This window comes from Streptomyces sp. NPDC090045, assembly GCF_044747975.1.
Classification (GTDB): Bacteria; Actinomycetota; Actinomycetes; order Streptomycetales; family Streptomycetaceae; genus Streptomyces.
In genome coordinates, this window is the sequence record NZ_JBIVFA010000004.1 from 513,659 (window position 1) to 537,483 (window position 23,825).

Annotated in this window: 19 protein-coding genes; 6 read left to right on the top strand and 13 right to left on the bottom strand. The window is 73.5% G+C overall.

The window, feature by feature from the left end:
- Positions 1-52: 52 nt before the first annotated feature.
- Together ACIPYQ_RS14655 and ACIPYQ_RS14660 are read right to left on the bottom strand one after the other, a co-directional pair.
- Positions 53-769, bottom strand: coding sequence for a DUF6193 family natural product biosynthesis protein (locus tag ACIPYQ_RS14655; protein WP_401250479.1), 717 nt, complete (start codon positions 767-769; stop codon positions 53-55).
- 39 nt (positions 770-808) lie between these two features.
- Positions 809-1,351, bottom strand: coding sequence for a MarR family winged helix-turn-helix transcriptional regulator (locus tag ACIPYQ_RS14660; RefSeq protein ID WP_401250482.1), 543 nt, complete (start codon positions 1,349-1,351; stop codon positions 809-811).
- A 180-nt stretch (positions 1,352-1,531) separates the two neighbouring features.
- Between ACIPYQ_RS14660 and ACIPYQ_RS14665 the strand changes: the two genes are divergently transcribed.
- Positions 1,532-2,596 (top strand): alkene reductase, encoded by a 1,065-nt coding sequence (locus ACIPYQ_RS14665; protein WP_401250484.1) that lies wholly within the window; start codon positions 1,532-1,534, stop codon positions 2,594-2,596.
- A 76-nt stretch (positions 2,597-2,672) separates the two neighbouring features.
- Here the strand turns inward: ACIPYQ_RS14665 and ACIPYQ_RS14670 are convergent, their stop codons facing one another.
- Entirely contained in the window at positions 2,673-3,155 is a 483-nt protein-coding gene (locus ACIPYQ_RS14670; RefSeq protein ID WP_361762676.1) for a lamin tail domain-containing protein, read from the bottom strand.
- A 505-nt stretch (positions 3,156-3,660) separates the two neighbouring features.
- Between ACIPYQ_RS14670 and ACIPYQ_RS14675 the strand changes: the two genes are divergently transcribed.
- Positions 3,661-4,083, top strand: a complete 423-nt coding sequence (locus ACIPYQ_RS14675; protein WP_401250487.1) for a subtilase-type protease inhibitor — start codon at positions 3,661-3,663, stop codon at positions 4,081-4,083.
- An 81-nt stretch (positions 4,084-4,164) separates the two neighbouring features.
- Here the strand turns inward: ACIPYQ_RS14675 and ACIPYQ_RS14680 are convergent, their stop codons facing one another.
- Positions 4,165-5,022 carry an alpha/beta fold hydrolase gene (locus ACIPYQ_RS14680; RefSeq protein ID WP_401250490.1) on the bottom strand — a complete coding sequence of 286 codons (858 nt, stop codon included), beginning with the start codon at positions 5,020-5,022 and terminating at the stop codon, positions 4,165-4,167.
- 77 nt (positions 5,023-5,099) lie between these two features.
- On the opposite strand from ACIPYQ_RS14680, the gene ACIPYQ_RS14685 reads away from it, so the two are divergent.
- Positions 5,100-5,942: a helix-turn-helix domain-containing protein gene (locus ACIPYQ_RS14685; RefSeq protein WP_401250493.1), complete on the top strand. Its 843-nt coding sequence runs from the start codon at positions 5,100-5,102 to the stop codon at positions 5,940-5,942.
- Here ACIPYQ_RS14685 and ACIPYQ_RS14690 read toward each other — a convergent pair.
- The 9 genes from ACIPYQ_RS14690 to ACIPYQ_RS14730 form a co-directional block, all read right to left on the bottom strand.
- Positions 5,939-8,935 (bottom strand): SGNH hydrolase domain-containing protein, encoded by a 2,997-nt coding sequence (locus ACIPYQ_RS14690; RefSeq protein WP_401250496.1) that lies wholly within the window; start codon positions 8,933-8,935, stop codon positions 5,939-5,941. The genes ACIPYQ_RS14685 and ACIPYQ_RS14690 overlap by 4 nt on opposite strands.
- Before the next feature lie 14 nt (positions 8,936-8,949).
- Positions 8,950-10,635, bottom strand: a complete 1,686-nt coding sequence (locus ACIPYQ_RS14695) for a glycosyltransferase family 2 protein (RefSeq protein WP_401250499.1) — start codon at positions 10,633-10,635, stop codon at positions 8,950-8,952.
- Positions 10,636-10,816: 181 nt separating this feature from the next.
- On the bottom strand, positions 10,817-13,327 hold the full coding sequence (locus tag ACIPYQ_RS14700; protein WP_401250502.1) for an acyl-CoA reductase: 2,511 nt from the start codon (positions 13,325-13,327) through the stop codon (positions 10,817-10,819).
- 2 nt (positions 13,328-13,329) lie between these two features.
- Positions 13,330-14,478: an acyl-protein synthase gene (locus tag ACIPYQ_RS14705; protein WP_401250884.1), complete on the bottom strand. Its 1,149-nt coding sequence runs from the start codon at positions 14,476-14,478 to the stop codon at positions 13,330-13,332.
- 23 nt (positions 14,479-14,501) lie between these two features.
- Positions 14,502-15,647 carry a GNAT family N-acetyltransferase gene (locus ACIPYQ_RS14710; protein WP_361762691.1) on the bottom strand — a complete coding sequence of 382 codons (1,146 nt, stop codon included), beginning with the start codon at positions 15,645-15,647 and terminating at the stop codon, positions 14,502-14,504.
- Positions 15,644-16,942: an MFS transporter gene (locus ACIPYQ_RS14715; protein ID WP_401250505.1), complete on the bottom strand. Its 1,299-nt coding sequence runs from the start codon at positions 16,940-16,942 to the stop codon at positions 15,644-15,646. Before ACIPYQ_RS14715 ends, ACIPYQ_RS14710 begins: the two co-directional genes overlap by 4 nt.
- The gene (locus tag ACIPYQ_RS14720) at positions 16,939-18,207 is read right to left on the bottom strand and encodes a phenylacetate--CoA ligase family protein (RefSeq protein ID WP_401250508.1); all 1,269 of its coding nucleotides are present in this window, start codon (positions 18,205-18,207) and stop codon (positions 16,939-16,941) included. Before ACIPYQ_RS14720 ends, ACIPYQ_RS14715 begins: the two co-directional genes overlap by 4 nt.
- Before the next feature lie 274 nt (positions 18,208-18,481).
- On the bottom strand, positions 18,482-19,075 hold the full coding sequence (locus ACIPYQ_RS14725; protein WP_401250511.1) for an NAD(P)H-dependent oxidoreductase: 594 nt from the start codon (positions 19,073-19,075) through the stop codon (positions 18,482-18,484).
- A 90-nt stretch (positions 19,076-19,165) separates the two neighbouring features.
- The gene (locus ACIPYQ_RS14730) at positions 19,166-19,678 is read right to left on the bottom strand and encodes a putative immunity protein (protein WP_401250514.1); all 513 of its coding nucleotides are present in this window, start codon (positions 19,676-19,678) and stop codon (positions 19,166-19,168) included.
- Between the two features lie 80 nt (positions 19,679-19,758).
- Here ACIPYQ_RS14730 and ACIPYQ_RS14735 point away from each other — a divergent pair, with 80 nt between their 5' ends.
- The 3 genes from ACIPYQ_RS14735 to ACIPYQ_RS14745 all read left to right on the top strand — a co-directional run bounded on the left by ACIPYQ_RS14735 (position 19,759) and on the right by ACIPYQ_RS14745 (position 23,701).
- Entirely contained in the window at positions 19,759-20,241 is a 483-nt protein-coding gene (locus ACIPYQ_RS14735) for a MarR family transcriptional regulator (RefSeq protein WP_361762706.1), read from the top strand.
- Positions 20,238-20,687 (top strand): MarR family transcriptional regulator, encoded by a 450-nt coding sequence (locus ACIPYQ_RS14740; protein WP_401250517.1) that lies wholly within the window; start codon positions 20,238-20,240, stop codon positions 20,685-20,687. Before ACIPYQ_RS14735 ends, ACIPYQ_RS14740 begins: the two co-directional genes overlap by 4 nt.
- Positions 20,688-21,070: 383 nt before the next feature.
- Positions 21,071-23,701 carry a LuxR C-terminal-related transcriptional regulator gene (locus tag ACIPYQ_RS14745; RefSeq protein ID WP_401250520.1) on the top strand — a complete coding sequence of 877 codons (2,631 nt, stop codon included), beginning with the start codon at positions 21,071-21,073 and terminating at the stop codon, positions 23,699-23,701.
- Positions 23,702-23,825: the final 124 nt, after the last annotated feature.

Below are 23,825 nucleotides of genomic sequence, written 5' to 3' on the forward strand. Positions count from 1 at the left end.
CTTGATCAAGATCACGATAGTCAACTCGGCCCGGGTCCGAGGGGCCGGGCCCCTACTCCTCGGGCAGGCCGTCGAGGATCAGGGCGATGGTTTCGGCCGTACCGGTGGTTTCGTGCATCCGGCCCTCGTGTGTCCGCACCTGATAGCGGCCGTTCCCGATCGCCCGGGCCATCGGCAGGCCGGTGCAGCGGGGACGGGTGGCACGCCGGCTGAAGCGGAGCCAGTCGTGGCTGGTGCCGGGGGACAGGGCCCGCAGGCGCGGTTCGGTGAAGGCGGCCTCGACGAGTTCGTACAGCGGGGCGTACAGCGGGCCGGCAGCCGAAGCGCGCAACTGCCGCCACTCGACGGACACCGCGTCGCCGGGCTCCCCGGCCCCGGACGGCTTCCCGGATCCGAGGAAGGGCCACCGCGCGGTGAGGTCGGGCACGCGAAGCCCCCGCAGCCAGGAGTGCAGTGCGCCGGCGGCCTCGGACAGGTCCGCGGTGCCGCCCCGGGCCACGGGGGCGCCGTCGGTCCGGCAGTTGACGGCGAAACTCCGTCGGCCGAGGGTCATCGAGACGATCACGGACCGGTTGCCGCTCCGGGCCCGCGCGAGGACGTGCCGCCAGCGGGGCGGCGGCATGAGTTCGATGGCGAGTCCGCACCCCGCACGGTCCGCCGCCGCCTGCAGCGCATGCCGCAGGGATCCGGCCCGTACGATCTCGGGGTAGAACTCCGCGTACGCGCGCAGCGGATCCGCCGGCTGCGCATCGGTGTGTTCCTCGGGCATGGGCCCGAGTCTGCCAGGGCCGCGGCTACGGGGCAGGTGCTAGCAGGCGCCCGCTCCGCCGTGCGTCTCCTCGTGCTCGGCGGCGCAGCTCCGGGAGAGCTCCGTGTACAGGGCGGACTCCACCTTGCCCAGCAGACGGGCCAGTTCGGTGCGTTCGGAGTCGTCCAGGCCGTCCAGGGTCTGGCGCTCCAGCTCGCCCCATGCCGTGCGGACCTGGAGCAGGAGCCCGCAGCTGGCCTCGGTCGCCTCGACCAGGGAGGCGCGCCGGTCCGACGGGTCCGGGCGGCGCCGTACGTGGCCGGCTTGTTCGAGGCGCTGGAGCATCTTGGTCACGGTGGAGGGGTCGAGGCCCACCGTCTTGATCAGCTCGGACTGGCGCACGGCCCCGTTGTCCCACAGGTGCATCATCAGGAACTCCTGCCCCGGGTGCAGCCCCAGGTCCCGCAGGGCGCGGCCCGCCGCGATCCGGTGGAGGCGGGCGACCCGGCTGATCGCATGACTCACCGGCCCGTCGAGCACGGCGCTGGGCGCGGCCGTGCACTGCGAGGTGGTGCGCGGTTCCTGAGCGGTTTCCGCGGTCATGGGGGCGCTCCTCCTGAGGTCGGGTGCGGCAGGGTCCGGTCGGCGGACCACGCCCTGACCGTCGTCGTCCGTCCTCGGATCCTACCCGTCCTCCAGATTTTACCTTGGTCGGCCAAGTAATGAGGTACGCTGCATCTCGCACCCAATGCTTGGCCGACCAATTATCTCTGTGAGGCGAAAATGACCAGCGCTTTCGAACCGGTTCGCATCGCCGGCTCCACCCTCTCCAACCGCATCGCCCTGGCGCCGATGACCCGCAGCCGCGCAGGTGAGGGCGGTATCGCCACCGCCCTCGTCGCCGAGTACTACACGCAGCGCGCCTCGGCCGGTCTGATCATCAGCGAGGGGATCCAGCCCTCCGTCGTCGGCCAGGGCTACCCCTTCACCCCCGGCCTGCACAGCGCCGAGCAGGTCGCGGCCTGGCGTGAGGTCACCGACTCCGTGCACGCGGCCGGCGGCCGGATCTTCGCCCAGCTGATGCACTCCGGCCGGATCGGCCACCCGTCGCTGCTGCCCGACGGCCTCGTCCCGGTGGCCCCCTCGGCGGTCGCCGCCCAGGGGCAGCTGTTCACCGGCGAAGGCATGAAGGACTTCGTGACCCCCCACGAGCTGACCGGAGCCGAGGTGCGGGCGACCATCGCCGCCTACGCCGAGGCCGCACGCAACGCGGTGGAGGCCGGCTTCGACGGGGTGGAGCTGCACGGGGCCAACGGCTACCTGATCCACCAGTTCCTGGCCCCCGGTTCGAACCTGCGCACCGACGAGTGGGGCGGCCCGGTCGAGAACCGGATCCGTTTCGCGGTGGAGGTGGTCAAGGCGGTCGCCGCCGCGATCGGCGCCGAGCGGACCGCACTGCGCATCTCGCCCGGGAACACGTACAACGACATCACCGAGCCCGACCCGCAGCCCGCCTACGAGGCGCTGGTCAAGGAGATCGACGGACTCGGGCTGGCCTACCTGCACGTGCTGGAGCCCACCCCCGAGGCCCGTGAGGTCACCCTCGCCCTGCGCAAGCAGTTCTCCGGGCTGCTCGTGCTGAACCCGGCGACCGAGGGACCCACCGACCACCGGGCCCTCGGGCTGATCGAGGACGGCACCGCCGATCTCCTCGCGTTCGGCGCCCTCTTCCTGGCCAACCCCGACCTGCCGGACCGCCTGCGCACCGAAGGCCCGTACAACACCCCGGACCCGGCCACCTTCTTCGGGGGCGACGCCCGCGGCTACACGGACTACCCGACCCGCTAGCGGTTTCGGCACACGGGGGACATGGGTGCGGCGTGCCGCGGCGAGGTCGCCGCGGCACGCCGCACGCGTTCAAAGGTCAGTGGCGGTGCTGACGGTGGCCGCCGCGGCCCCAGGACTCGGTGTCGACGACGTTGCCGCGGTTGTCGCGCAGGGTGGCGGTGTCGCGCTCGTTCCAGATCTGGTGGCGGCGGTCCTGGTAGACGTCGCGGTGGGTGTCGCGGCCCTGTCCGGTGTGGACCTTGACGCTGGAGCGGCCGTCCAGGCGGAAGTTGGCGAAGCGGTAGCGGTTGCCCTGCTGGTCGGTGAGGGTGAAGCCGCGCAGGTCGACGCTGCGGCGGCCGGTGTTCTTGACCTCGACCCACTCCCTGTTCAGCGCGCGGTTGGAGCGGTCGTTGCGGGCGGGGCTGTCGTACTGGACGTCGCCGATGACGAGGGAGGAATGCCCGTTCCGGTCGCGTCGGTGGTCGTCGGCGGTGGCCGGCAGGGCGGCGGCGCCGACCAGGGCGACGGCGGCCAGGGCCGCGGAGAGGGCGCGGCGGGTGGCGAGAGAAGCAGACATGGAGCTGACCCCTTCAACTGTCAGCCCGGACCGGCGTCGTTCGAGCCGGTCGGGCTCCGTGCGGTTCCCGGCGTCCTGCCGAGGAGCCACACTTTGGCCTCCATCCCTCGCGAATCACCGCAACTAAGGCTCGTGTTGCCCAATTCGGATATATCTATAACTCTCCCGTGTAATCGGCGTCGGATCGGACCCCGCGACGGCGACGAGCGCATGGATCCGGACAAGCTGGGTGGCCGTTCGGTGAACCGGGCGCAGCCGAGAGCAGGTCAGTGGGCTCAAGGGTGCACGTCACGGTCGGTATCGCTCGTGTCGGCGTCCGGTGACGACGTGGGCGCGCCCCCTCTGAGCTGCCCGAACGACCATTCGGTCGCGCGTATGTACACGCTCTGTCCGTAAATCGGTCATGGACATGCGGCGCGTCTCCATATCGGACAGTCTGAGCTCGCAAGGACGCGATCGAAAGAAAATATCGCGTTCAACCTTTGAATCGAAAGCGAGTCTCGTCGTGCGTCACCGCATCGCAGCTGCCTCCGCCGCTGCAGTCCTCACCCTGATCGGAGCCACCGGAATCGCGGCGGCCCAGCCCGCCGGCCTGTACGCCCCGTCCGCGATGGTCCTCACCGTCGCGCAGGGCGACGACGACGCGTCCACCGTCGTCCGGGCATCCACCCTCAGCTGTGCGCCGACCGCCCTGGGCACCCACCCCGACCCCGGCTCGGCCTGCGCGGCCCTGAACTCCACCGACGGGGCGCTCGACCGCCTGCTCGCCTCCCCGGACCCGGACCGGGCGTGCCCCATGCACTACGCCCCGGTCACCGTCACGGCCGACGGCGTGTGGAAGGGCAGCCGCGTCGCCTGGAAGCACACCTTCTCCAACAGCTGCGTCATGTCCGCGACCCTGAACGGCAACGCCGTCTTCGCGTTCTGACCCTCCGCCGGCGCGCCCCCGCGCCCGGCGCCCCGCCCGCGGACCGCGAGCGGGGCGCCGGCATTCGCCCCGGCAGTGGATTCAGTCCACCCGGGCGATGTGCTTCGCGGTGAAGGCCAGCAGGCGGGCCGCGGTCCGCGGTGGATCCTCGAGCTGGGGCGAGTGCCCGAGACCGGGCAGCAACTCGACCTCCGCGCCGGGAACGGCCAAGTAGTCGGAGGCCGATGAGGACCGCCATCTGCGGTCGTCCTCGCCGAAGACCACCAGGAGCGGCCTGCCCGGAACCGACAGCCGATCCGGCAGCGCCCGCTGCTCCAGGTAGGAGCGGGTGGCCCGCATCGTCGCCGTGAACGTGTGGAGCGTCATCCCGCGCACGTCGTCCAGGAGCTCTTCCGGGATCCGGTAGCCCACGCGGCTGAAACCCGTACGCGCGAACCGGCGGAGCTGCTCGTCGGACGGCGGCCACTGCGAGGGGCCGGCCGCGGCGGACTCCGGTGCGATGAAGGCGTCCAGGCCGGGGCCGGTGTTGACGAGCGCGAGCGCGGTCACCAGCTCGGGCCGCTGCTCGGCGAGGGCGGTGGCGACCGCGCCACCGCTGGAATGCCCGACCACCACGGCGTGCCCGACGCCGAGCCGGTCCAGTACCGCGCCGGCCCGCAGGGCCTGGTCCGGGACCGCGTAGCTGCAGTCGGCCGGTTTGGCCGACCGGCCGTGCCCGAGCAGGTCGATCCGGATCACGTGGTGCGATCCGGTCAGCAGCGGAACCAACGGATTCCACGAGCGGGTCGAGGACGCGGACCCGTGCAGGAGCAGGAGTGCGGGCGCGTCGCGGGGGCCGTCCTGGCACACGTGGATGTCGCCGTCGTCCAGCGGCACGGTGGAACTCACGGTGGCCTCGGCGCCGCCGTTTACGTACGGATTGTCGGCAGGAACAGTCATGGGCGCACTGTCCCCGCCGGTACGCGCAGGGGTATTGGACGAATGTTCCCCTCGGTCGGCCCGCATAGCATGGGGTGATGCGGACCTTTGTGCGCGGGGCGGCCACGTGGGGCGTCGCATGTCCACGGCGGCCCAGCCGGATGGCCGGTGTCACCATGGCCGGGTTCCGCATTCACGGCCCGGAAGCGCTCCGGATGGTCCCGCACCCGGCCGTGACCCTGCTCCTGGAGTTCGGCGAGGGGTCGCCCGTCGTCGACGGTGCCGCAGGGCGGCCGCAGCGGGGAAGCTTCGTCGCCGGGCCCGGGCTCGGGTCCGGAGGCGCGACCCGGGCGCGTGGAGAGAACATCGCGTGCGTGCAGGTGCGCCTGTCCCCGGTGATCGCGCACTCGATTCTGGGCGCCTCCCCCGGCGAACTCGCCGGTGCCGTCGTCCCGCTGGGCGACCTGTGGGGCCGGGAGGCGGCACGGATCCGCGAGCAGCTCGCCGATGCCTCGTCCTGGCAGGAACGCTTCGCGTTCACCGACGCCCTGCTCACCCGTCGCCATCTGGCGGGGCGGCCGGTCGACCCGGAGGTGGCCTGGGCCTGGCATCGGATCCTCGGCACCCGTGGCCAGGTCCGGGTCGACGCCCTCGCCGCCGGGGCCGGGTGGAGTCGCAAGCGGCTGTGGTCCCGCTTCCGGTCACAGGTCGGCCTGCCGCCCAAACACGCCGCGCAGCTGGTCCGCTTCGACCACGCCGCCCACCGCCTGGTCGCGGGTGAAGGCGCGGCCTGGGTCGCGGCCGACACCGGCTACGCCGACCAGTCCCACCTGCACCGGGAGGTCATGGCGTTCGCCGGGGCGACCCCCGCGACCGTGGCCGGCGAGCCGTTCCTGACCGTCGACGACATCGCCTGGCCCGGCCGCGGAACAACCGCCTAGGCGCCCCTCTCCCGGGCCGAGACGGTGACGTGGTCGACCCGCATCGGATGGCCCGGTTCGGTGGCGGGGCCGACGGTCGCGCCGTCGGCGAGGGGGAGCTTGCCACCGACGGCCACGTTGAGGATCAGGAACAGCCCGTGGTCCACGGCCCGCTGCCACGTTCCGGCGTCCATCCGGGCGGCCGTCACCCGGTGGTACACGCGGCCGTCCAGGTACCAGCGCACCTCCTCCGCTCCGGGAGCGAGGTCGACCTCGACGGCGTACGAGTGGAACGCCGTCCGGCAGTCGGGGCACGGCTGCCGGCCGGAGGTCAGGCCCACCGGCTCCTCGCACGGGCCGCCTTCGAGAACACCGCAGTGCATCGTGCCGAAGACGGTGTCCCGCCCGTTCACGGACTCCATGACGTCGAGCTCGCCGACCCCCGGCCACCCCGTGTACCCGTCGCGCAGCGGTGCCCCCAGCGTCCAGAACGCGGGCCAGTAGCCCGCCGCCTTCGCGCCTGCCACCTCCGGCAGGGCGATCGACGCCTCGATCCGCAGGATCCCGCCGGGCGGAGGCGCGAAGTCGGAGCGCCGTGTCTCGACGCGCCCCGAACTCCACTGCCCGTCCTTGCGGGTGGGGACGATCTCCAGCGCACCCCTCCCGTCGAGACGGACGTTGTCGGTCGAGTCCGTCATCGTCTCGACCTCGCCCGTGCCCCACTGCGGCGCCGGGCAGCCCGGGTAGCAGGTGCCGAGGTCGTGGATCCAGTGCGCGGCCGACGGGGGACTGCCCGCCGGGCCGTCGAAGTCGTCCCGCAGCAGCTGCTTCCACCCGTCCGCGCCGGGCGCCGGCGTCGCGGACGCGGCCGGAGCGGGCAGCGCCCCGGCCTCCGTGAGCAGCCGCTCCAGCCGGTTGGTCAGGACGACGGCCGCCACATTGGTCAGATGGGCGTCGTCCCGGTAGAGCAGGATCCGGTCGAGCACGGCCGGGCAGGTCGGCCCGTCGCCCGGACACAGGACCGGGTTCACACTGACGCTCCGTACGCCCGGCAGCGCGCCGGAGGAGATCCGGCCGGCCAGCGGATCAAACGGCAGGGCGTCCTTCCGGCTGAACGCGCAGGCGCCGGCGGACCCGGAGCTGCCGGACACGCACGCCGGGACGTCCGTGCCGGGTACGGGGGTGTCCTCGACGTAGACGATCGGCGCGCCCAGCGCCCTGAGCTGCCGCAGCGTCCTCTCCCAGCCCTCGGCCAGGAGCTTCGGGTCCTCGGTGTAGCGGTTGAGGGAGGCGATCACGATGAGCAGGGGCCTCGGCTGCTGCCTCAGCCTCTCCAGGGTGTCCGCACGCCAGGTGTCGCACTCCCGGTAGGCGCGGCCGAGCTGGGGGCTGTCCACCGCCAGCTCCGGCAGCGGGCAGCCCTGCTTCACCAGTTCCTGCAGCGCCCAGCCCCGTCCGGCGGCCAGCGCCAGTATCGGGGAGAACCACTGCCCGGCGTGCGAATCGCCGAGCAGCACGATCCGGTCCGGGCTGTCCACGGCGCCGAACAGGCAGTCCGGGCTGCGGGTTTCGGCCGGGGCGACCTCGCAGGCCCCGTCCGGCGGGAAGTCCGCGCGCGCCTGGAGCGGGCTCGGCACCACCGGGCCGTCCACGAGCGGGGTGCCGGAGGTCCGGGCGAGCAGGGTGGGGCCCGAGGCGGCGCCCGGGGGCAGCCCCTTCGGGTCGACCGGGGCGGCTGGGCCCAGCAGGTGCAGGGTCGTGGTGCCCACCACCAGGGCGAGGACGACCGGCAGCACGATGGCCGTAACGCCCACTGACAGTCCGCGGCGGGGGAGTTCGGAGACCGTACGGCTGCGGCGCAGCGGCTGCTCGACCCAGCGCAGGGTGGCGAGCGCGGGCAGTACGGCCGCCAGCGTCAGCGCGGTCTTCGCGGGCCAGCCGAGCGGGCCGGTCCGGGCCTCGGCGAGCACGAGCACCGGCCAGTGCCACAGGTACAGGTTGTAGGACAGCCGCCCGACGGCCCGGGGCGCCCGCCCCGCCAGCAGCCGTCCGACCTCGTAGGTGCCCGGGGCGTTCCGCTCGCCCCGGCCGGGTATCGCGGCGAGGATCACGGCGGCGGTGGCCAGGGTCGGCACGAGCGCCGCGAGACCGGGGTACGGGGTCGCGGCGTCGTACGACACGACGCACCAGCCGATCGCGGCGGCCCCGGCCCAGCCGCACAGCAGCCGCAGCGGTCGCGGCCCGCGCACCAGGTGCCAGGGCAGCAGGGCGAGCAGGGCGCCGACGCCGAACTGCCAGACGCGCGAGGGCGTTCCGAGGTAGGCGAGGGACACGGAGTGCCGCGTCCAGTGCAGGGCCAGGGCGAACGACGCGAGGGTCAGTGGTACGGCGACCAGCACGACGACGCAGCGGACGGCCCGGCCCCGGCGGACCGCCCGGGCCGCGCCGAGCACGAGCACCGCCAGCAGCGGGGCCCAGACCACGTAGAACTGCTCCTCGACGGCGAGGGACCAGAAGTGGAGCAGCGGACTCTGGTCGTGCCCGGCGGCGAGGTAGTCGGTCTGTTGCGCCACGAAGCGCCAGTTGGCGAGGGACAGGGCCGCCGCGACGACGTCGTACTCCACGTCGGTGCGGCGCAGCGGCACGGTCAGCCATGCTCCGGCGACCGCCACCGCGCCGAGCACCACGGCGGCCGAGGGCAGCAGCCGTCGGGCCCGCCGGGAGAAGAAGTCACCGAGCCGGATCCGGCCGGTGGTGATCGCCTCGCGGACCAGCAGACCGGTGATCAGGTAGCCGGAGATGACGAAGAAGACGTCCACGCCGACGAAACCGCCGGCCGCCCAGGGGATCCCGGCGTGGAAGGCGAGGACCGCGAGGACGGCGACCGCGCGCAGACCCTCGATGTCGGGCCGGAAGGCGGACCGGTGCGGGCTGGGCCCGGACTCGACGCCGGAACGGGATCCGGACGGCGGCGCGGCAGGGCTCCGCCGGCCGGGCGTGCGGAGGAAGGACATGGTGAGGGCGCCTTTCAGCTCAGCCAGGGAAGCATCGGGTCGACCCACCCCGAGGCCAGCAGGCCGGTGAGCAGGATGACGGCGGACGCGGCGACGGTCTCGGGCCAGCGGCGCGGCAGCACGCCGCCACGGGGGCGCAGGGCGGCCCGTACGCGGGCGCGCAGCGGTCCGACGGCCGGGTGCAGCTCGGCCAGCAGGTCCCGGATCAGCGGGACGTTGATCTGGCACTGAACCAGGAGGTAGAGGAGCAGGCCCCAGTTGGGCTCCCAGCCGTTGCGGGCCACGGCCAGCGCGATCCCCGCGGCGGCCGCGCCGTTGGAGAGGACGAGCCAGGCCAGTGAGACGGCCACCACCCGGCGGGCCATCCCGCCCGGAGCCGACGCGCTGCGCGTGCCGGTGGGCACCCAGGCGGCGCTGCGGCCCCGCAGCGTGTGCAGGAACGCCGTCGCGGCGGCCACGCTCGTCAGGACGTTCGCCCGGATCACCTCCACCCGCCAGCGGGTCCGGCTGATCCGCGGCAGCAGCACGTGCCAGAGCCACAGCGGAGCGAGCAGCGGCAGCACGTGCCAGGGCCGGATGTGGTCCGGGTACCAGAACATCATCACCAGCGGCGGCAGGGGCGCCGCGAAGGTGTTCACCGCCGTGGTGAGGTAGCCGACGATCCCCTCGTAGAAGCACAGCCGCATCCGCCAGGGCGCGCGCATCCGCCCCAGCACGGGAGTGCCGAGCAGGTGGAGGTTGCCCATCGCCCACCGGTACTGCTGGTTGACGAAGGAGGTGACGTGGTCGGGGGAGGTGCCCTTGGCGACCAGCACCGGTACGTACTGGGTGCGGAACCCCTGCTCGTGGAGGGCGAGTCCGGTGTAGAGGTCCTCGCTGTGGTCGAGCCGGGCGAAGCCGCCGGCCAGGTCGATCGCACGGCGCCGGTAGACGGCGTTGCTGCCGCAGCAGATGGCGGCGTCGCTGGCGTCCCGGGACGGCTGGATCCACCGGAAGAACCACTCCTGGGCGGAGCCCGCGGCGCGCTGGATCCAGCCCATGGTCTCGTCGGTGTCGAAGCACTGCGGGCTCTGCACGATGCCGACGGCGGGGTCGGCCAGGTACGGGACGAGATGGCGCAGGAAGTCCGGCCGGGGTGCGAAGTCCGCGTCGAGGATCGCGATGAACTCGGCGCTGCTCAGGGTGAGCGCGTGGTTGAGGTTGCCGGCCTTCTTCAGGTGCCCGCGGTCGGGGCGCACGACGTACTCGTAGCCGTACGAGGCGGCCAGTGCGGCGACCTCGGGCCGGTCGGCGTCGTCCAGGATCCAGACGGTCAACGCCTCGTCGGGCCAGTCGACTTCCGCCACCGCGCGGTAGGCGTTGGCCAGGACGGGGAGGGGCTCGCCGCAGGTCGGCAGGTACAGGTCGACGCCGGGCGGGGTGGCGGGCTGCCAGGCGTGGACGAGCACCTCGTGGGACTGCCGGGTGAGCCGGCGCTGGCGGAGGCTGTTGACGGAAGAGAGCGCCAGGGCCGCGAGGTTGAGGCCGAGCACGGCGAGGAAGGCCCAGAGCGCCGGTGTGCGCAGGGCGAAGGTGAACATGGTCGCCGCCGTGAACACGAAGGCGAGCGAGGTGGCGATCAGGACCCAGCGGCGTTGCGGTCCGAAGTACCAGTAGAGCTCTTCGTCGGAAGGTGGTTGCGGAAGATGATGAATGGTCATAAAGCCCCCCACGGCTGTGCATGTGCGTGTTTCAGGTGACCCAGCCTAGTGTTAAAGGTATAGACCACTGTCACGTGGGGATGAACAGTCCTGAAACACACGGTCGTTGGCCAAGCGCCGTCGCCCCCGGTGCACGGACCGGGGACGACGGCGCGGGTCCGGCGACGGATCGCGCGAGCGCCTAGCGGCGCGCGTCCACCACCGCGAGGAGCTTGCCGCTGGTCGGGCTCCGGTCCAGCGACGCGCCGTCGACCGCCTCGACCACCAGGTCCAGCAGCCGCTCCGCCACCGCCGAACGGAGCTCCGGGTAGCCGCTCAGGAAGACCTCCCGCAGCCGCTCCGGATCCGTCGTCCCGGCCCGCTCCACCCGTACGGTCAGCAGCTCGCGGGCATCAGCGGCATCGAGCCGGATCTGCAACTCGCCCCGGTGGCCGCCCTGTTCCTCGGCCAGCTGCAGGAAGCGCCGGTGGCCCAGGAAGTACGTCGCCACCCGCATCACGTCACCGGTGCGCCCCCGCAGCTCGAAGCGGGGCGCGTGCCGGCCGCACGGGCAGCGGCCCGGGACCTCCCGGCCGAGGTCACCGATCACGTACCGGCCCAGGTGCTGGCCGCGCCGGGCGTGCGTGGCGAAGACCAGCCGGCCCGTCTCGCCCGGGGCCACCGGCCGGTCCTCGGCCAGGTCCAGGACCTCCATCGTGTGGAGGTCGGCGTGCAGGTGGTGGACGCCGCCCGAGCTCTCGGTGCACTGGTAGCCCAGCGGGCCGAGGTCGGTGCTGCCGTAGGTGATCGAGCGGACCGTCTCGATCCCGAACGTCTCCTTCAGCGTGCGCTGTTGCTCCTCGGTGAAGTGCTCGCCGCCGTAGAAGACCTTGCGCAGGCCTCCGTACGCGCGCAGCGCCTCCTCCTCCGCGTGCAGCAGCTGCCACAGGTAGGAGGGCATCCCGAAGAGGGTGTCGGCGCCCAGGTCGATCAGCGCCTGCGCCGTCGCCCGGTGGTCCGGCCCTGCGGACAGCGGCAGTTGCACCCCGCCGAGCCGCTCCAGTACGGAGAAGAAGCTGATGAAGCTGCCGTACATGGCGCCGCAGTAGAAGAGGTTCGCGGTGCGGTCCCCGACCGGGTCGTAGCCGGCGGCGAGCAGGCCGCGGGCGGCGGCGTGCATCTGGGTGTCGTAGTCGTCGTAGCTGAAGATCGACAGCGCGGGCGCGCCGGTGCTGCCCCCGCTGCGGAAGTACAGCTCGGCGTCGGCCCGTGCCACCTGCGGGCCCAGCTCCTGCACGTCCTCCTTGCCCAGCAGCGGGCCCGCGGGCCGCGGCAGTACGACGGGCCGGGCCAGGTCGTCCAGGCAGGCGGTGGTGGCGAAGCGGGCCGGGTCGGCCTGGACCGCGACGCGGCGGCTGTAGCGCTGCAGGGCGTACACGCCGTCGTGCGGCTCACCCGCGTAGCTCTCCAGCATGGCGCCGACCGGAGTGACACGCGTGACGCCCGCCGCCAGGACGGTGCGGGACAGCTCGGCGATGTCGCTCCGGCTGCCCGCGAGGCCCGCGGTCTGCAGATAGCGGCGCATCGGGCGCAAGGTGGCGATCAGCCGCTTGCGGGGCAGCGGCTTGACCCACACGCTGCGGTGCAGCGGCGAGGCGGTGAGCGGGGACCTGGTGTCGGCCATGACCCGCCACGAGCCGTCCGGCGCGGCGAACACCCGGGTCAGGCCGAGGTGTTCCTCCAGCCGGGCCACCAGCTCGGTGGTGGTCAGCTCGGCCTCCTCCGCGGGATCGGGCCCGCCCGCCGCAGCGGCGGTCACGGCCAGCGGCCGCGCCCCGAGCACCGCGGCGAAGCGCTCGGCGAACGCGAACACCTCGCCCTCGTCCTCGGTGTCGAGGTACACCACCTGCGGGCTGGAGCACGCCTGCTGCTCGTGCAGGCACACGTCGTCCGCGAGGGCGCCGAGCGTCCCGGCGTCCGACCAGGCGTCGGCCGTCAGGTACGCGAAGGAGATCCGGTGCCCCCACTCCACCAGCCGGCAGCCGGCCGGCACATGGGCCGCCACCCCTTCGACGGCGCCCTCCCCGCCCCACACGGCGACGGCGTCCGCGGGCGCGCACATCAGGCGCAGCCACTCCTGCCGGGAGGACGGGAAGCGCAGTACGGCGATCCGCGCGGCCAGCGCGCCGCTGGGGTCCAGGGCCGCCAGCTCGGCCATCAGGTGCTGGGTGAGCAGGGTGTCGGCGCTGCTGGTCTTGAGGACGTTGACGTTGCCGGCGAGCAGGCCCTCGACGATGCTCAGCGGCGCGACCGTCGAGGCGTTGCCCGGTGCGATGTGGGCGACCAGGCCGACGGGCGCCCACGCCTCGTAGACCGTCTCGCGCGGATCGGCCCGGTTCAGCCGGCCCGGAGCCGCGCTGCCGAGCTCCCGGCGCAGCTTGCGGGTCAGCTCCCGCCGGCCGAGGAGGACACCGAGCTCGGCCAGCACGGCCGGGTCCTCGCCTTCGGGCAGGTGCGGGGCGAGCCGGGCGTGCACGGGGTGGGCCGGGTCGCACAGCGCGGTGGAGAGGGCGTCGCAGGCGGCCAGGACGGTCTCGGTCTCCAGTTCCGTCGCCAGCGCGGCCTCGACGGCGGCCGGCAGCTCGGCGAGGCGGCGCCCCGCCTCCTCGTCGCCGACGAAGGAGCCCTGCCAGTAGTGGTGGTGCACGCTCATGGTCACGCCATTCCCTTCATCAGTTCCGCCGCGGCCACGGCGCAGCTCCGGTTGCGGCTCACCCCGGCACGGCCGTGCACGGTGAACCAGGGGGTCTCCAGCTCGCACCCGCAGGCGTCGCCCGGCTGCAGGGAGGCGAGATCGCCCATGAGCACGCTCTGAGCCGGCACCGAGGTGATGTACGGCGACACGAGGTGCAGGTAGCCCGGCTCCCCGTACGGCAGCGGTTCGAGCGTGCGCGTGGAGCGGATCGTCACCCGGGACCACACGGGGGCGTGCAGCCGGTGGTGGTCGCACTCGATGTACGGGATGCAGTGCTCCACCGACCCGAAGGTGTCCCGGATCCGCTCGCCCGGGATGCCGAGCTGCTCGGTGACGCGCGCGTACAGCTCCTCCTTCTCGATCCGCCGGTCGGCGTGGCCCTTCCAGCCGCCGCCGAGGACGACGAGGGAGCCCTCGGGCAGGCGCAGCGGAGGCAGGCCCATGGCCCGCATGCGCTCCAGGGTGAAGAAGAGGAACGCCGGGAAGCCGAGGATGCGGACCGGGGCGTCCTCGCGCTCGAAGCGGCGCAGCGCGGCGATGCAGCCGAAGGGGTCGAACTCGTGGTCGCCGCCGGTGTTCCGCAGCGCGTACTCGACGCTGCGCGCGGGGGCGAAGTCGCACAGGTAGTTGTCGGTGAAGGCGGTTCCCAGGTTCAGGGACGGGGCCGGCTCGTAGCTGTAGAGGAGGTAGTTGACCTCCTGGTCGGGGGTGATCCAGCCGTTGCGCTCGAAGATCCGGGCGACCATGCGCTGGGCGGAGCGGATGGTCCAGTGGTCGAAGAACATCTGCGACTTCTGGCCGGTGGTGCCGGAGGAGGTCAGGTGCAGCTCCACGTCCTCGCGCGGGATGGAGAGCACCTCGTGGCGCTTGAAGAAGTTCGCGTGGACGAGCGGCGTGCGGTACGGCTCGGCCGGTGCGGTGGCCTCGTACAGGGAGCGGAAGAAGGGGGAGCGCTCGGTGTGCCAGGCGTTGGTCTCCGCCATGGCGGCGGCGAACAGTGCGTCCTCCGCGGGCCCGGAGGCGTACGGATCGGTCAGGTCGCACAGCTGCTGTACGTGCGGCAGGAGGGCCGGATCGGGTACGGAAACCGGCGCGAGATGAGGGTTCACGTGGTGCGTGGTGTTCATGGGATTCATGAGGCGACCTCGGGTGATGTGGGCAGATGGGTCGACGCCCAGGCCGACGTGTAGCAGTCCAGATAGGGCTGGAGGGGCGGTTCGACGGCGACGCCGCGGAAGTCGATCCGCTCGCTGGATCGGGACAGGACGGCGTAGTCGTGGAAGCCGTCGCCGTCGGCGCGCATCGCCGGGTAGAGGGCCCCGGCGACGAACCCCTGGGCGAGGAAGGCCGAAAGGGCCTCCTGGTGTGCGAGCGGCACCAGGGCCTCGACGTAGCCGGCACCCGCGCGGGCCAGGGCCCGGGTGACGGGTTCGAGGTACGCGGCCGCCGCGGCCGGGTCGGGATGGGCGGTCAGCAGGGAGGCGTACCCGCCGGCGCGGTTGAGGTAGGCGTAGACCTCGAACCGGCCGTCCTCCGGGGTGAGGAGCACGTTCGGGGTGTGCAGCGGGTAGAACCAGCCCTCGGCGCGGGGGAAGTGCTCGCGGAAACGCCGGCGTACGAAGGCCGGCGCCTCGATCATCTCCAGCCGTTCGGCGGCCCCTTGAGGCGAGGGCGCCGGGAGCGGGCCGGCAGCGGCGCGGACCCCGGGGTAGCGGATGCCGAGGGCGGCCTCCGCGGTGCGCAGCAACGGCAGCAGAGGGGCGGGAACTTCGGTGACGGGGATCCGGCGGTCGAGCACACCCGCGCAGTGACGCGCGTAGAGTGCGAGGCTTTCGCGGCTGCGGAGATCCACCGCGTTGGGCAGGATGCCCAGCGGGCGGAAACCGTTGCGCGCGACGACGCGCTGCGGTCCGGAACTGACGGTGCGCACGGTCGCGTACACCGAGTCGAGCCGCCCGGTGTCCAGCATTCCGGCGCACAGTGCCTCGGTCAGGGCGGCGGCCAGGCCCCCCGAGCGGTGCCCGGGGTGGACGGCGATGCCCTCCAGACGGCCGATGCGGCTGCCCGGCTCACCGTGGATGGCGGCGGACGCGGTCAGGGCCCCGGTGCCGGCGCAGCGGCCGACGAGCCACAGGGAGTGCGGGTCCTCCATGAGCCGGGCCATCTCGGCCGGGTCGGTGCCGAGGGCCACCGGGTAGTGCGGCCCGTAGACGGCGTAGTAGAGCTGGCGCAGTTCGGCGATGTCCGCCGAGGTTGCCGGGGTGATGACGGGGTTCACGGGGTGCCTCCTACGGGTTCCTGCTCCACCGAGGGCGCGGGCCCGGGCTGAGGCTGGGGCGTACCGGACCCGAGCAGGGCCAGCGCGCAGGCGGCGGGCAGCAGGCCGACACCCTGCACCAGGCACAGCGTCTGCGGGGAGAGCAGGTCGCCCGCGGAGCCGAACACGAGCGACGCGACCGGCAGGGAGGCGCCCAGTACGGCCTGCATCACGGCGAAGAAGCCGGGCTTGTCCGCCGTCGGCACCAGCCGCTGGAAGAGGGCCACGAAGCGGACGCTCACGGCCCCGGCGCACCAGCCGGCCACGGCCAGACAGCCCGCGATGACCAGACGGTGGGCGAACAGGCCGGGCACCGCCAGCGCGAGGGCCATCAGCCCCAGGCACCAGGCGCCGGCGACCGTGGGCCGCCCGGGCACGCGGGTGCCGGTGAAGGCGCCGACGAGGGCGCCCGCGCCCAGCGCGGCCTCCAGCAGGGCGACCGTGCCGCCACCGCCGTGCAGGACCGAACGGGTGTAGAGCGGGATGACGACGAACACGGCGGCGGTGAAGAGGTTCGCCGCGGTGAAGCAGACCAGGATCCGCCGCACGTAGGGCAGTTCGCCGAGGATGCGGCGCAGCGGGCGCTGCGCCGGCGGCGCGTCCGAGCCGGCCGCGGACGACGCCGCGTTGCGGAAGCGGGCGCTCGCGACGAGGAGGGCGGCACCGGCATAGGCGGCCGCGCAGCCCGCGGCGAGTCCCGCCACACCGGCCCGGTCGACGGTCAGGGCGCCGAGCAGCGCCCCGCCGAGGCCCGCGAGGGACTGGGTGGACAGCTCGAAGCCGGTCGCCGTCTCGATGTCGGCGTCGTCGACCAGTTCGGGCACCGAGGTGGTCAGACAGGGGTCGAAGAACGCCTGGCAGGTGGCCAGGGCGAGAGCGGCGGCGTACACCCCGGCGAGCGGCGGTCCGCCGCCCTGCGCCCATACCGCGAGGACGCCCGCGGTGGCCGCGGCCAGGCCGGCGGCGGTCCGCAGCACCGAACGGTGGGCGAACCCGGCCACCGTACGGGCCACCACGGGAGCCAGCACCACGGCGGGCAGCGTGCACAGGGCCATGAACAGCCCGGAGGCCAGGCCGCGGGCGCCCTGCACGGCGTAGGCGACGAGCCACCAGGACACGCCGACCTGGAACATGCGCACGGCGGCCTGGGTGAGGACCTGGCCCAGCCACACGGCGGCGAAGGCCCGGTTGCGCAGGATCAGCGGAGTGCGCCGGCCCGGGGGAGCGGCCGCGGGGGCGCTGGGGGCGGCGGTCATGCCGTCGGCCTCTCGTCGAGGACCCGGACGAGCTTGCCCGAGCGCGGGTTGACGGCGAGGTCGCGGTGACGGGCCCACTCCACCGAGAGCGGGTGCACGAACCCGGCGCGCACGCTCTCCGGATACAGCGGACGTACGGTCTCCAGCTCCGCGACGACGGCCCCGGCCAGCTGCTCCCGGTCGTGGCCGGAGTGGCCGGGGGCCGTCGCCAGCCGCAGGACGAGCCCGTCGCGGCCGTCCCAGCGGCGGACGACGAGCTGCATGCCGACCACCTGCCCTGCGGTGTCCGCCGCGGTCACGGCGTCCTGGGCGTCCTGGGTGTAGAGGGAGACGGGGCCCACCCGTACGCCTTCCTCGGCGCGGCCGAGGATCCGGAAGTGCCCGGGGCCGGTGCCGGTCCACTCGGCCCGGTCACCGGCGGGGTAGCGGATGACCGGCATGAGCCGGCGGAAGAGGCTGGTGACGACGACACGGCCGGGCCGCCCCGGTTCGGTGACGGGCTCGTCGGTGGAGTCGTCGAGGATCTCGACGACCGAGTACGGGGTGAAGGCGCGGTGCACCCGGGCGTCGGGGCCGGGCACGGCGCGGCCGAGGAGGCCGGCGTCGACGCTGGCGTATCCGACGGAACGGGCCTCGGCGCGGGGGAACGCCGTGGCCAGCAGGCGCCGCTGGTCGTCGAAGAGCGCCTCGCCGCCGAAGAGCAGCAGCTCGACGGAGTCGAGCCGGACACCGGCCGAAACGACCTGTTCGGCGAGCCGGCACAGGGTGGTGGGCGTGCCGGCCAGGACCTGGGCGGAGAGATCGCGCAGCGTGGGGATCGTCGTCTCCAGCGGCGCGCCGCCGCCGATCGGCAGGCGGACGTTGTCCACGGGCGCGTGGGCGAGCGAGTCGAGGACGAAGAGGAAGCTGGCGTACAGCTCCCCGGCGTAGAAGAGGTCCGCGACGCGGTGTCCCGGGCGCAGCCCCGTGTCCACGAGGCCCTGGCCGAAGGAGGTGACGAAGGTGCGCCACTCGTCGCGGGTGTAGACGGAGAACTTGGGGGCCCCGGTGGTGCCGCCGGTCTTGTAGACCGTGGCCTCGCTGAGCGGGCCGGTCAGCACGCGGCTGTCGTGCAGGGTGTTGGCCGCCCAGAACTCCTGCTGGTCGACCACCGGCAGGTCGGTGAGGCGGTCGACGTGCGGCGGCAGGGACGCGTAGAGGTCCCGGTAGAAGGGCGAGTTGTGACGGGCGAAACGTATGAGGTCCGAGAGCTGCTGGGCGGACATGGGCCTTTGCCTTGGTGACGGAAACGGGACGGGAGCCCCGGCGGCGCACGGCGAGAGCGAGAACTCGCCTGCGGCTTCGGCCGGTGTGAACGGGGGACCCCCCGGCGCCCCCGCCTCCTCGACGCACGCCAAGAGCTGACGCGCTGTCACAATGATGAAACATCAGTGCGCCTGTCACCAAATTGGCCGAGGATTTCCGGCCAGCGTGGCCGCTTCCGCCAATATCTTCGCCTCCCTGCCCGTCGGGAGACGCCCTGCGGAGGGCCTTCGCGGATCAGGTCAGCAGCGCGGCGGCCTGCCGGCGCGCCTCGGCGAGCCACCCCGCGCGTTGCCCGTCGTCCGAGTCGGTGACGGTACGGAAGACGACCCTGCGTACATCTGCAACTCCCACGTACGGCAGGACACATGCCGACCAGATGCTCTGCAGCGGATCGCCGAACTCGCTCTCCTCGCGATCGGCGGGGGTGTCGGAGGTGTTCAGGACGAGCGCCTTGCCGGCCTTCAGCAGTCCGGCGGGCTCGCCCTCCGCGGTGCCCAGTTTGTAGGCGACGCCGGGCGCGAGTACGCGCTGCACCCAGCCGGCGAGCACGGCGGGTGGCATGCCCCACCAGTTCGGGTGGACGAACACCATGCCGTCGAGCGTCGCCACCTCGGCCCGGTGGAGCTCCACTTGCGCGTCGTGGGCCCGGGACGCCGACCGCACCGTCCCCGTCTCCTCGGCGGAGAGGACCGGCGCGAACCCTTCGGCGCACAGATCGTGCGCCACCACCTGACAGCCCCGCCCTCGCAGCTCCTCCACCACCGCGTCGAACAGCGCGTGATTGAAGCTTCCCGCTCGCGGATGTGCGAGATAAACACCTATGCGCATGGCTCTTCCCCCAGTCGACACGAGCCGCCGTTCCGGCTGCTCGTCATTATCCGTGAGCCGCTGCTCACCGGATCGGGGGCGCCTGAGGGGTCAGTGGCGCAAGGCCGAGTCCAACTGGTGGCGCAGCACGGCCAGTCGGCTGCGACCGGGCTCGCAGGCCGGCATCAGCCGCACCAGCGCGCGTACCTCCGGCGACGCGTGCCCGATCGCCCACCGCAGCTCCTCGTCACCGGCGGCGGCGTCATCGCCCGCCGAGAGCTCGCGGGCGAGCGCGGCGTAAAGGGCCGGCCCGTGAATGTGTTTCGCCTGGTGAGGGGTGGCCAATGAGTGGATGTAGGGAGCCGCTGCCGCATGGCAGGCGGCGCGCGCGGCGGCAGCGGCGGCCGGATCCCCGACCTCGCCCGCAGCCTTGTGACTCGCCCAGGCGACGGAGCGCAATCGCGCCGTCCGCTTCCCCGTGCGCGTGAACGCCCGCAGGACCTCGATCGCCTCGCGCGGGCGTGCGTCATCGGGAGCCCGCGCCTCGAACACCGGCAGCACCCGCTCGGCGCAACCTGCGGCCCAGAGTCCGAGGAGCCGGCGGTCTTCTTCGCTGATGCTCACTTGGTCCACTCGCACATCCTGCCCGGTGCCTGCGGGAAAACAGTAGCCATGTACATAGTAGCCATGTACCGTATTTTGCTGTGAGTTCAACAACTGAGGGCGCCACGGCGGGATTTCTGGTCTGGCGCCTGTCGATGAAGTGGCGGGTGGCCGTCGACCGGGCGGTCGCACCGCTGGGACTGACCCATGCCCAGTACGCGCTGGTGGCGTCGCTGTACGGCATGGGGCGCTCCGGGCTGCGGCCCAGTCAGCGGCAGCTCGCCGACCACACGGGGCTCGAACCGCTGTACGTGTCCAAGCTCGCCCGAGCCCTGGAGGCCGCCGGACTCGTCGCCCGCACCCGGGACCCCGACGACCCGCGCGCCGTGCAGCTGTCGCTCACCGAGCAGGGGAGCGATGTCGCGCGCCGCGCGGTCAAGGTGGTCCAGGGCCTGCTGGACCAGTTGCTGGAGCCGCTCGGGGGACAGGACGGCCCGCGCACGCGGCAGTTCACCCGCGAGCTGGCGACCCTGCTCGACGCACCTCTTGATCCGTACACCGAGAACGACGAGGAGCAACCATGACCACCACCGCACCCACCGCGGTCAACGCCCGTGCCATAGCCCTGGCGCACCACGCCGGGCGGGCCCTCCTGGAGGACGTGCTGGTCCGCCACGGTGCCACGTTCCACCAGAGCGTGACGCTCCGGGCCGTCGTGGCCGCCGGCGGGTCCATCGGCCGCGACGAGCTCGTCGGCGACGTCCGCGGTTCGCTGAAGACCGACGCGTCGGTCGTGCACGGAGCGATCGAGGAGCTGACGGCCGCCGAGCTGCTGGAAGAGGACCCGGCGCAGGCGGCCCGGATGCGGCTCACGGACGCCGGACGGGAGCTGTACGACAGCACCTCCGCGGAGAGCGCCCGGATCGCCGCCCGGCTGTACGCCGGAATCCCCGCCGAGGACCTCGTGACCGCGGGCCGCGTCCTGGCCCTGGTCACGGAGCGCGCGAACGCCGAGCTGGCCGGAGGCTGAGGCGGGAGCCACCGGCGCGATCGGTCGTCGGCCCGCCGTGCCGCTGAAGGGTGCCGGGGAAGGGCCGCCCGGTCGACGTGCGAAGGGCTCCCGGGCGGACCTCCCTCCCCAGGCTGCCCTGTCGTCGGCCGAGGCGCGGTGAACACGGCCGTAGCCTGCGCCGAACGGGACACGTCACCCGGATCAGGTGACACGACTGGTGATCACCACTGATCACGGTTTCAGTGGAGAGCGCGGGCGAGCCACGATCCGCCCCGGCTACCCGCACCCGCAGTCGTTCCGCAGACCACCCGACCCGACCCGGTGACCGCATGGAGAACCCCGCAGGGCCCGATTCACCCGTACGCCCGCCGTATGGGAGCCCGGCGTCGTCCGGTGACCCGATGCTCACGGCGCGGTTCGCCGTTCCGGCCGTGCCGCAGCTCCTCGTGCACCGGCCCGAGCTGCTGGACCGCATGACGGCCGGGGCCCGGGGGCCGCTCACCCTCGTCAACGGTCCGGCCGGTTCGGGCAAGACGGTGCTCGCCGCGCACTGGGCGGCGGGCGGGCTCGCGCCGCGTCCCCCGGTGTGGCTGACCGTCGAGCCGGGCGATGCCCCGGGCGCACTCTGGGCGTACGTCCTGGAGGCGCTCCACCGGGGCGGGGTGGCGCTGCCGGCCGGGGTGGGCAGGCCCACGCGCGCCGAAGGAGTGACCCGGTCGTTCCTGGTACGTCTGGCGGAGGGGCTGGCCGAGTCGGCGCAGCCCGCCGTCCTCGTGCTCGACCAGTTCGACACGGCCCGGCCGCCCGCGGCGGTGGCGGAGGGCCTGGACTTTGTCCTCCGGAACGCGGCCGGGGGCCTGCGCATCGTGCTCACCGGCCGCACGGACTCGGTCCTTCCGCTGCACCGCTACCGGGCGGCCGGCGAGATCACGGAGATCCGCCAGGCGGACCTGCGGTTCACCCACGAGGATGCCGAGGCGCTGCTGGGCGAGCACCGGCTGGCGGTCTCCCAGGAGGGGATCCGGCTGCTGGTGGAGCGGACCGAGGGGTGGGCGGCGGGGGTGCGCCTGTGCGCCCTGGCGATGCAGCACAGCGCCGACCCCGAGAGGTTCCTCCGTCAGTTCGCCGCCGACCGCACGATCATCGCCGACTACCTCCTGAAGGAGGTCCTCGACGCGCAGCCGCCGCTGACGCAGGACCTGCTGCTGCGGGTCTGCGTCACGGACCGCATCCATCCGGAGCTCGCGGACGAGCTGACCGGCCGCAGCGACGCCGCCCGGACGCTCGTCGGGCTGGCCCGGGACAACGCGTTCCTGGAACGGATCGACGCGTCGGCCTGGTACCGGCTGCATCCGCTGTTCGCCGAAGTCCTGCGCGCGCACCTGCGGCAGCGCAGTCCCGGACTCGAACCCCGGCTGCACGGGCGGGCGGCGCGCTGGCTGGCCCGCACCGGCCGGCTCACGGAAGCGGTCGTCCAGGGCGCGGCCGCCGGTGACTGGGAGTTCGCGGCGGCGCACGTGGTCGACAACCTGGCGATCGGCCGGCTCTTCACCGGCCTGGACGCGGATCAGCTGGGCCGGGTGTTCGCCGGAATGCCGGCCGATCGGACGGGTGCGGCTCCCGCACTGGTCGGCGCGGCCTGCCGGCTCGCCGAACAGGACCTCGCGGGGTGCGAGGCCGGGCTGCGGCGGGCGGACGCCCACCCGGGCCCGGACGCCGGCCCTGCGGCGAGGCTGGCCCGCGCCTTCGTCGGCGTACTCGCAGGGCGGCTGGCGGACGACCTGACGGCCACCGAACGGGCGGCGACCGACATCGAGCGCGTGCTCCCTGAACTGCCGCCGCACCTGCTCGCCGAGCGTCCCGAGATCCGCGCCCTGGTGCTGGCGGCCCTCGGCGCGGCCGAGCTCGGCGCCGGACACCCCGACCGCGCGGTGTCGGTCCTCACCTCCGCCGTCGACGTGTGCGGGAAGCCCGGTACGGAGTACCCGCTCTGCGACGCGCTCGGCTCACTCGCCCTGGCCGAGCTGCTGCGCGGCCGGCTGCGGCAGGCGGTCGCGCACGCCCGCGCCTCGCTCGCCGCGGCCGAGCAGTACGCCCTGCCGACCGGACGCCGGACCGGTGCCGGCCACCTCGCCCTCGCGGGCGTGGCCCTCCAGCAGGACGACCTGGCGGCCGCCCGCTCCCACCTCGATCTGGCGGGCTCGGAGGCGGGGCCCCGGCCGGAACCCGTGGCCGCGGTCCTGACCGCCGTGACCGGCGCCGGGATCGCGACGGCCGAAGGCGACGCGGAGGCCGCGCTCGCCGCCCTCCGTCCGCTGCGGACGGCAGGGGCGCCGGTACGGCTGCACTCCTGGGCGGTGGCCGGGCTGGCGGTGGCCGAGTCGGCGGCACACCTGGTACGGGGTGACGCCGTCGCCGCACTCCAGGTCCTGGACGCCGTGGAGGGCGCAGGGGGCGAGGACGGCGACCGGCCGGAGCAGGTGCTGGCCCGGGCCCGCGCCCTGCTGGCCGCCGGCCACGGGGACCGTGCGGCGGAGGTGCTCGCGGGCATGCCGGCGGACGACGGCGTGGCGGCGCCGGTACGGGCACGGGCGCGCCTGCTCCGGGCGGAGATCGCCGCGGCGGACGGCGACCCCGAGGAGGCCCGGCGGCGCCTGGGGGAGGCGCTGGGGCTCGCCCGGCCGGAGGGACTGCGCCGGATGTTCACGGAGAGCGGTCCCTGGGTGCGCCGGATCCTGCGCCGGGAACCGGAGCTGGCCCGGCTGCACGGCTGGCTGCACTCCCGCACCCCGGCACGCGCGCCTGCGTCGATGGCCGGCGGGCAGCAGCCGCCCGTGGTGGAGCCGCTCAGCGGGCGGGAGACCGAGGTGCTGCGCAAGGCCGCCGAGCTGCTGTCCACCGAGGAGATCGCGGCCGAGCTGTACCTGTCGGCGAACACGGTGAAGACCCACCTGAAGAGCATCTACCGCAAGCTCTCCGTCACCCGCCGCAGCGAGGCCGTGCACCGGGCGCAGGACCTCGGGATGCTGTGACGCCGTGACGCCGTGACGCCGTGACGCCGTGACGCCGTGACGCCGTGACGCCGTGAGGTCGGGCTCGGCGGCCGAGGGCGGCACCCGGCCTTCTCGCCCGTACCGGGCGATGCCGAGCCGCCGG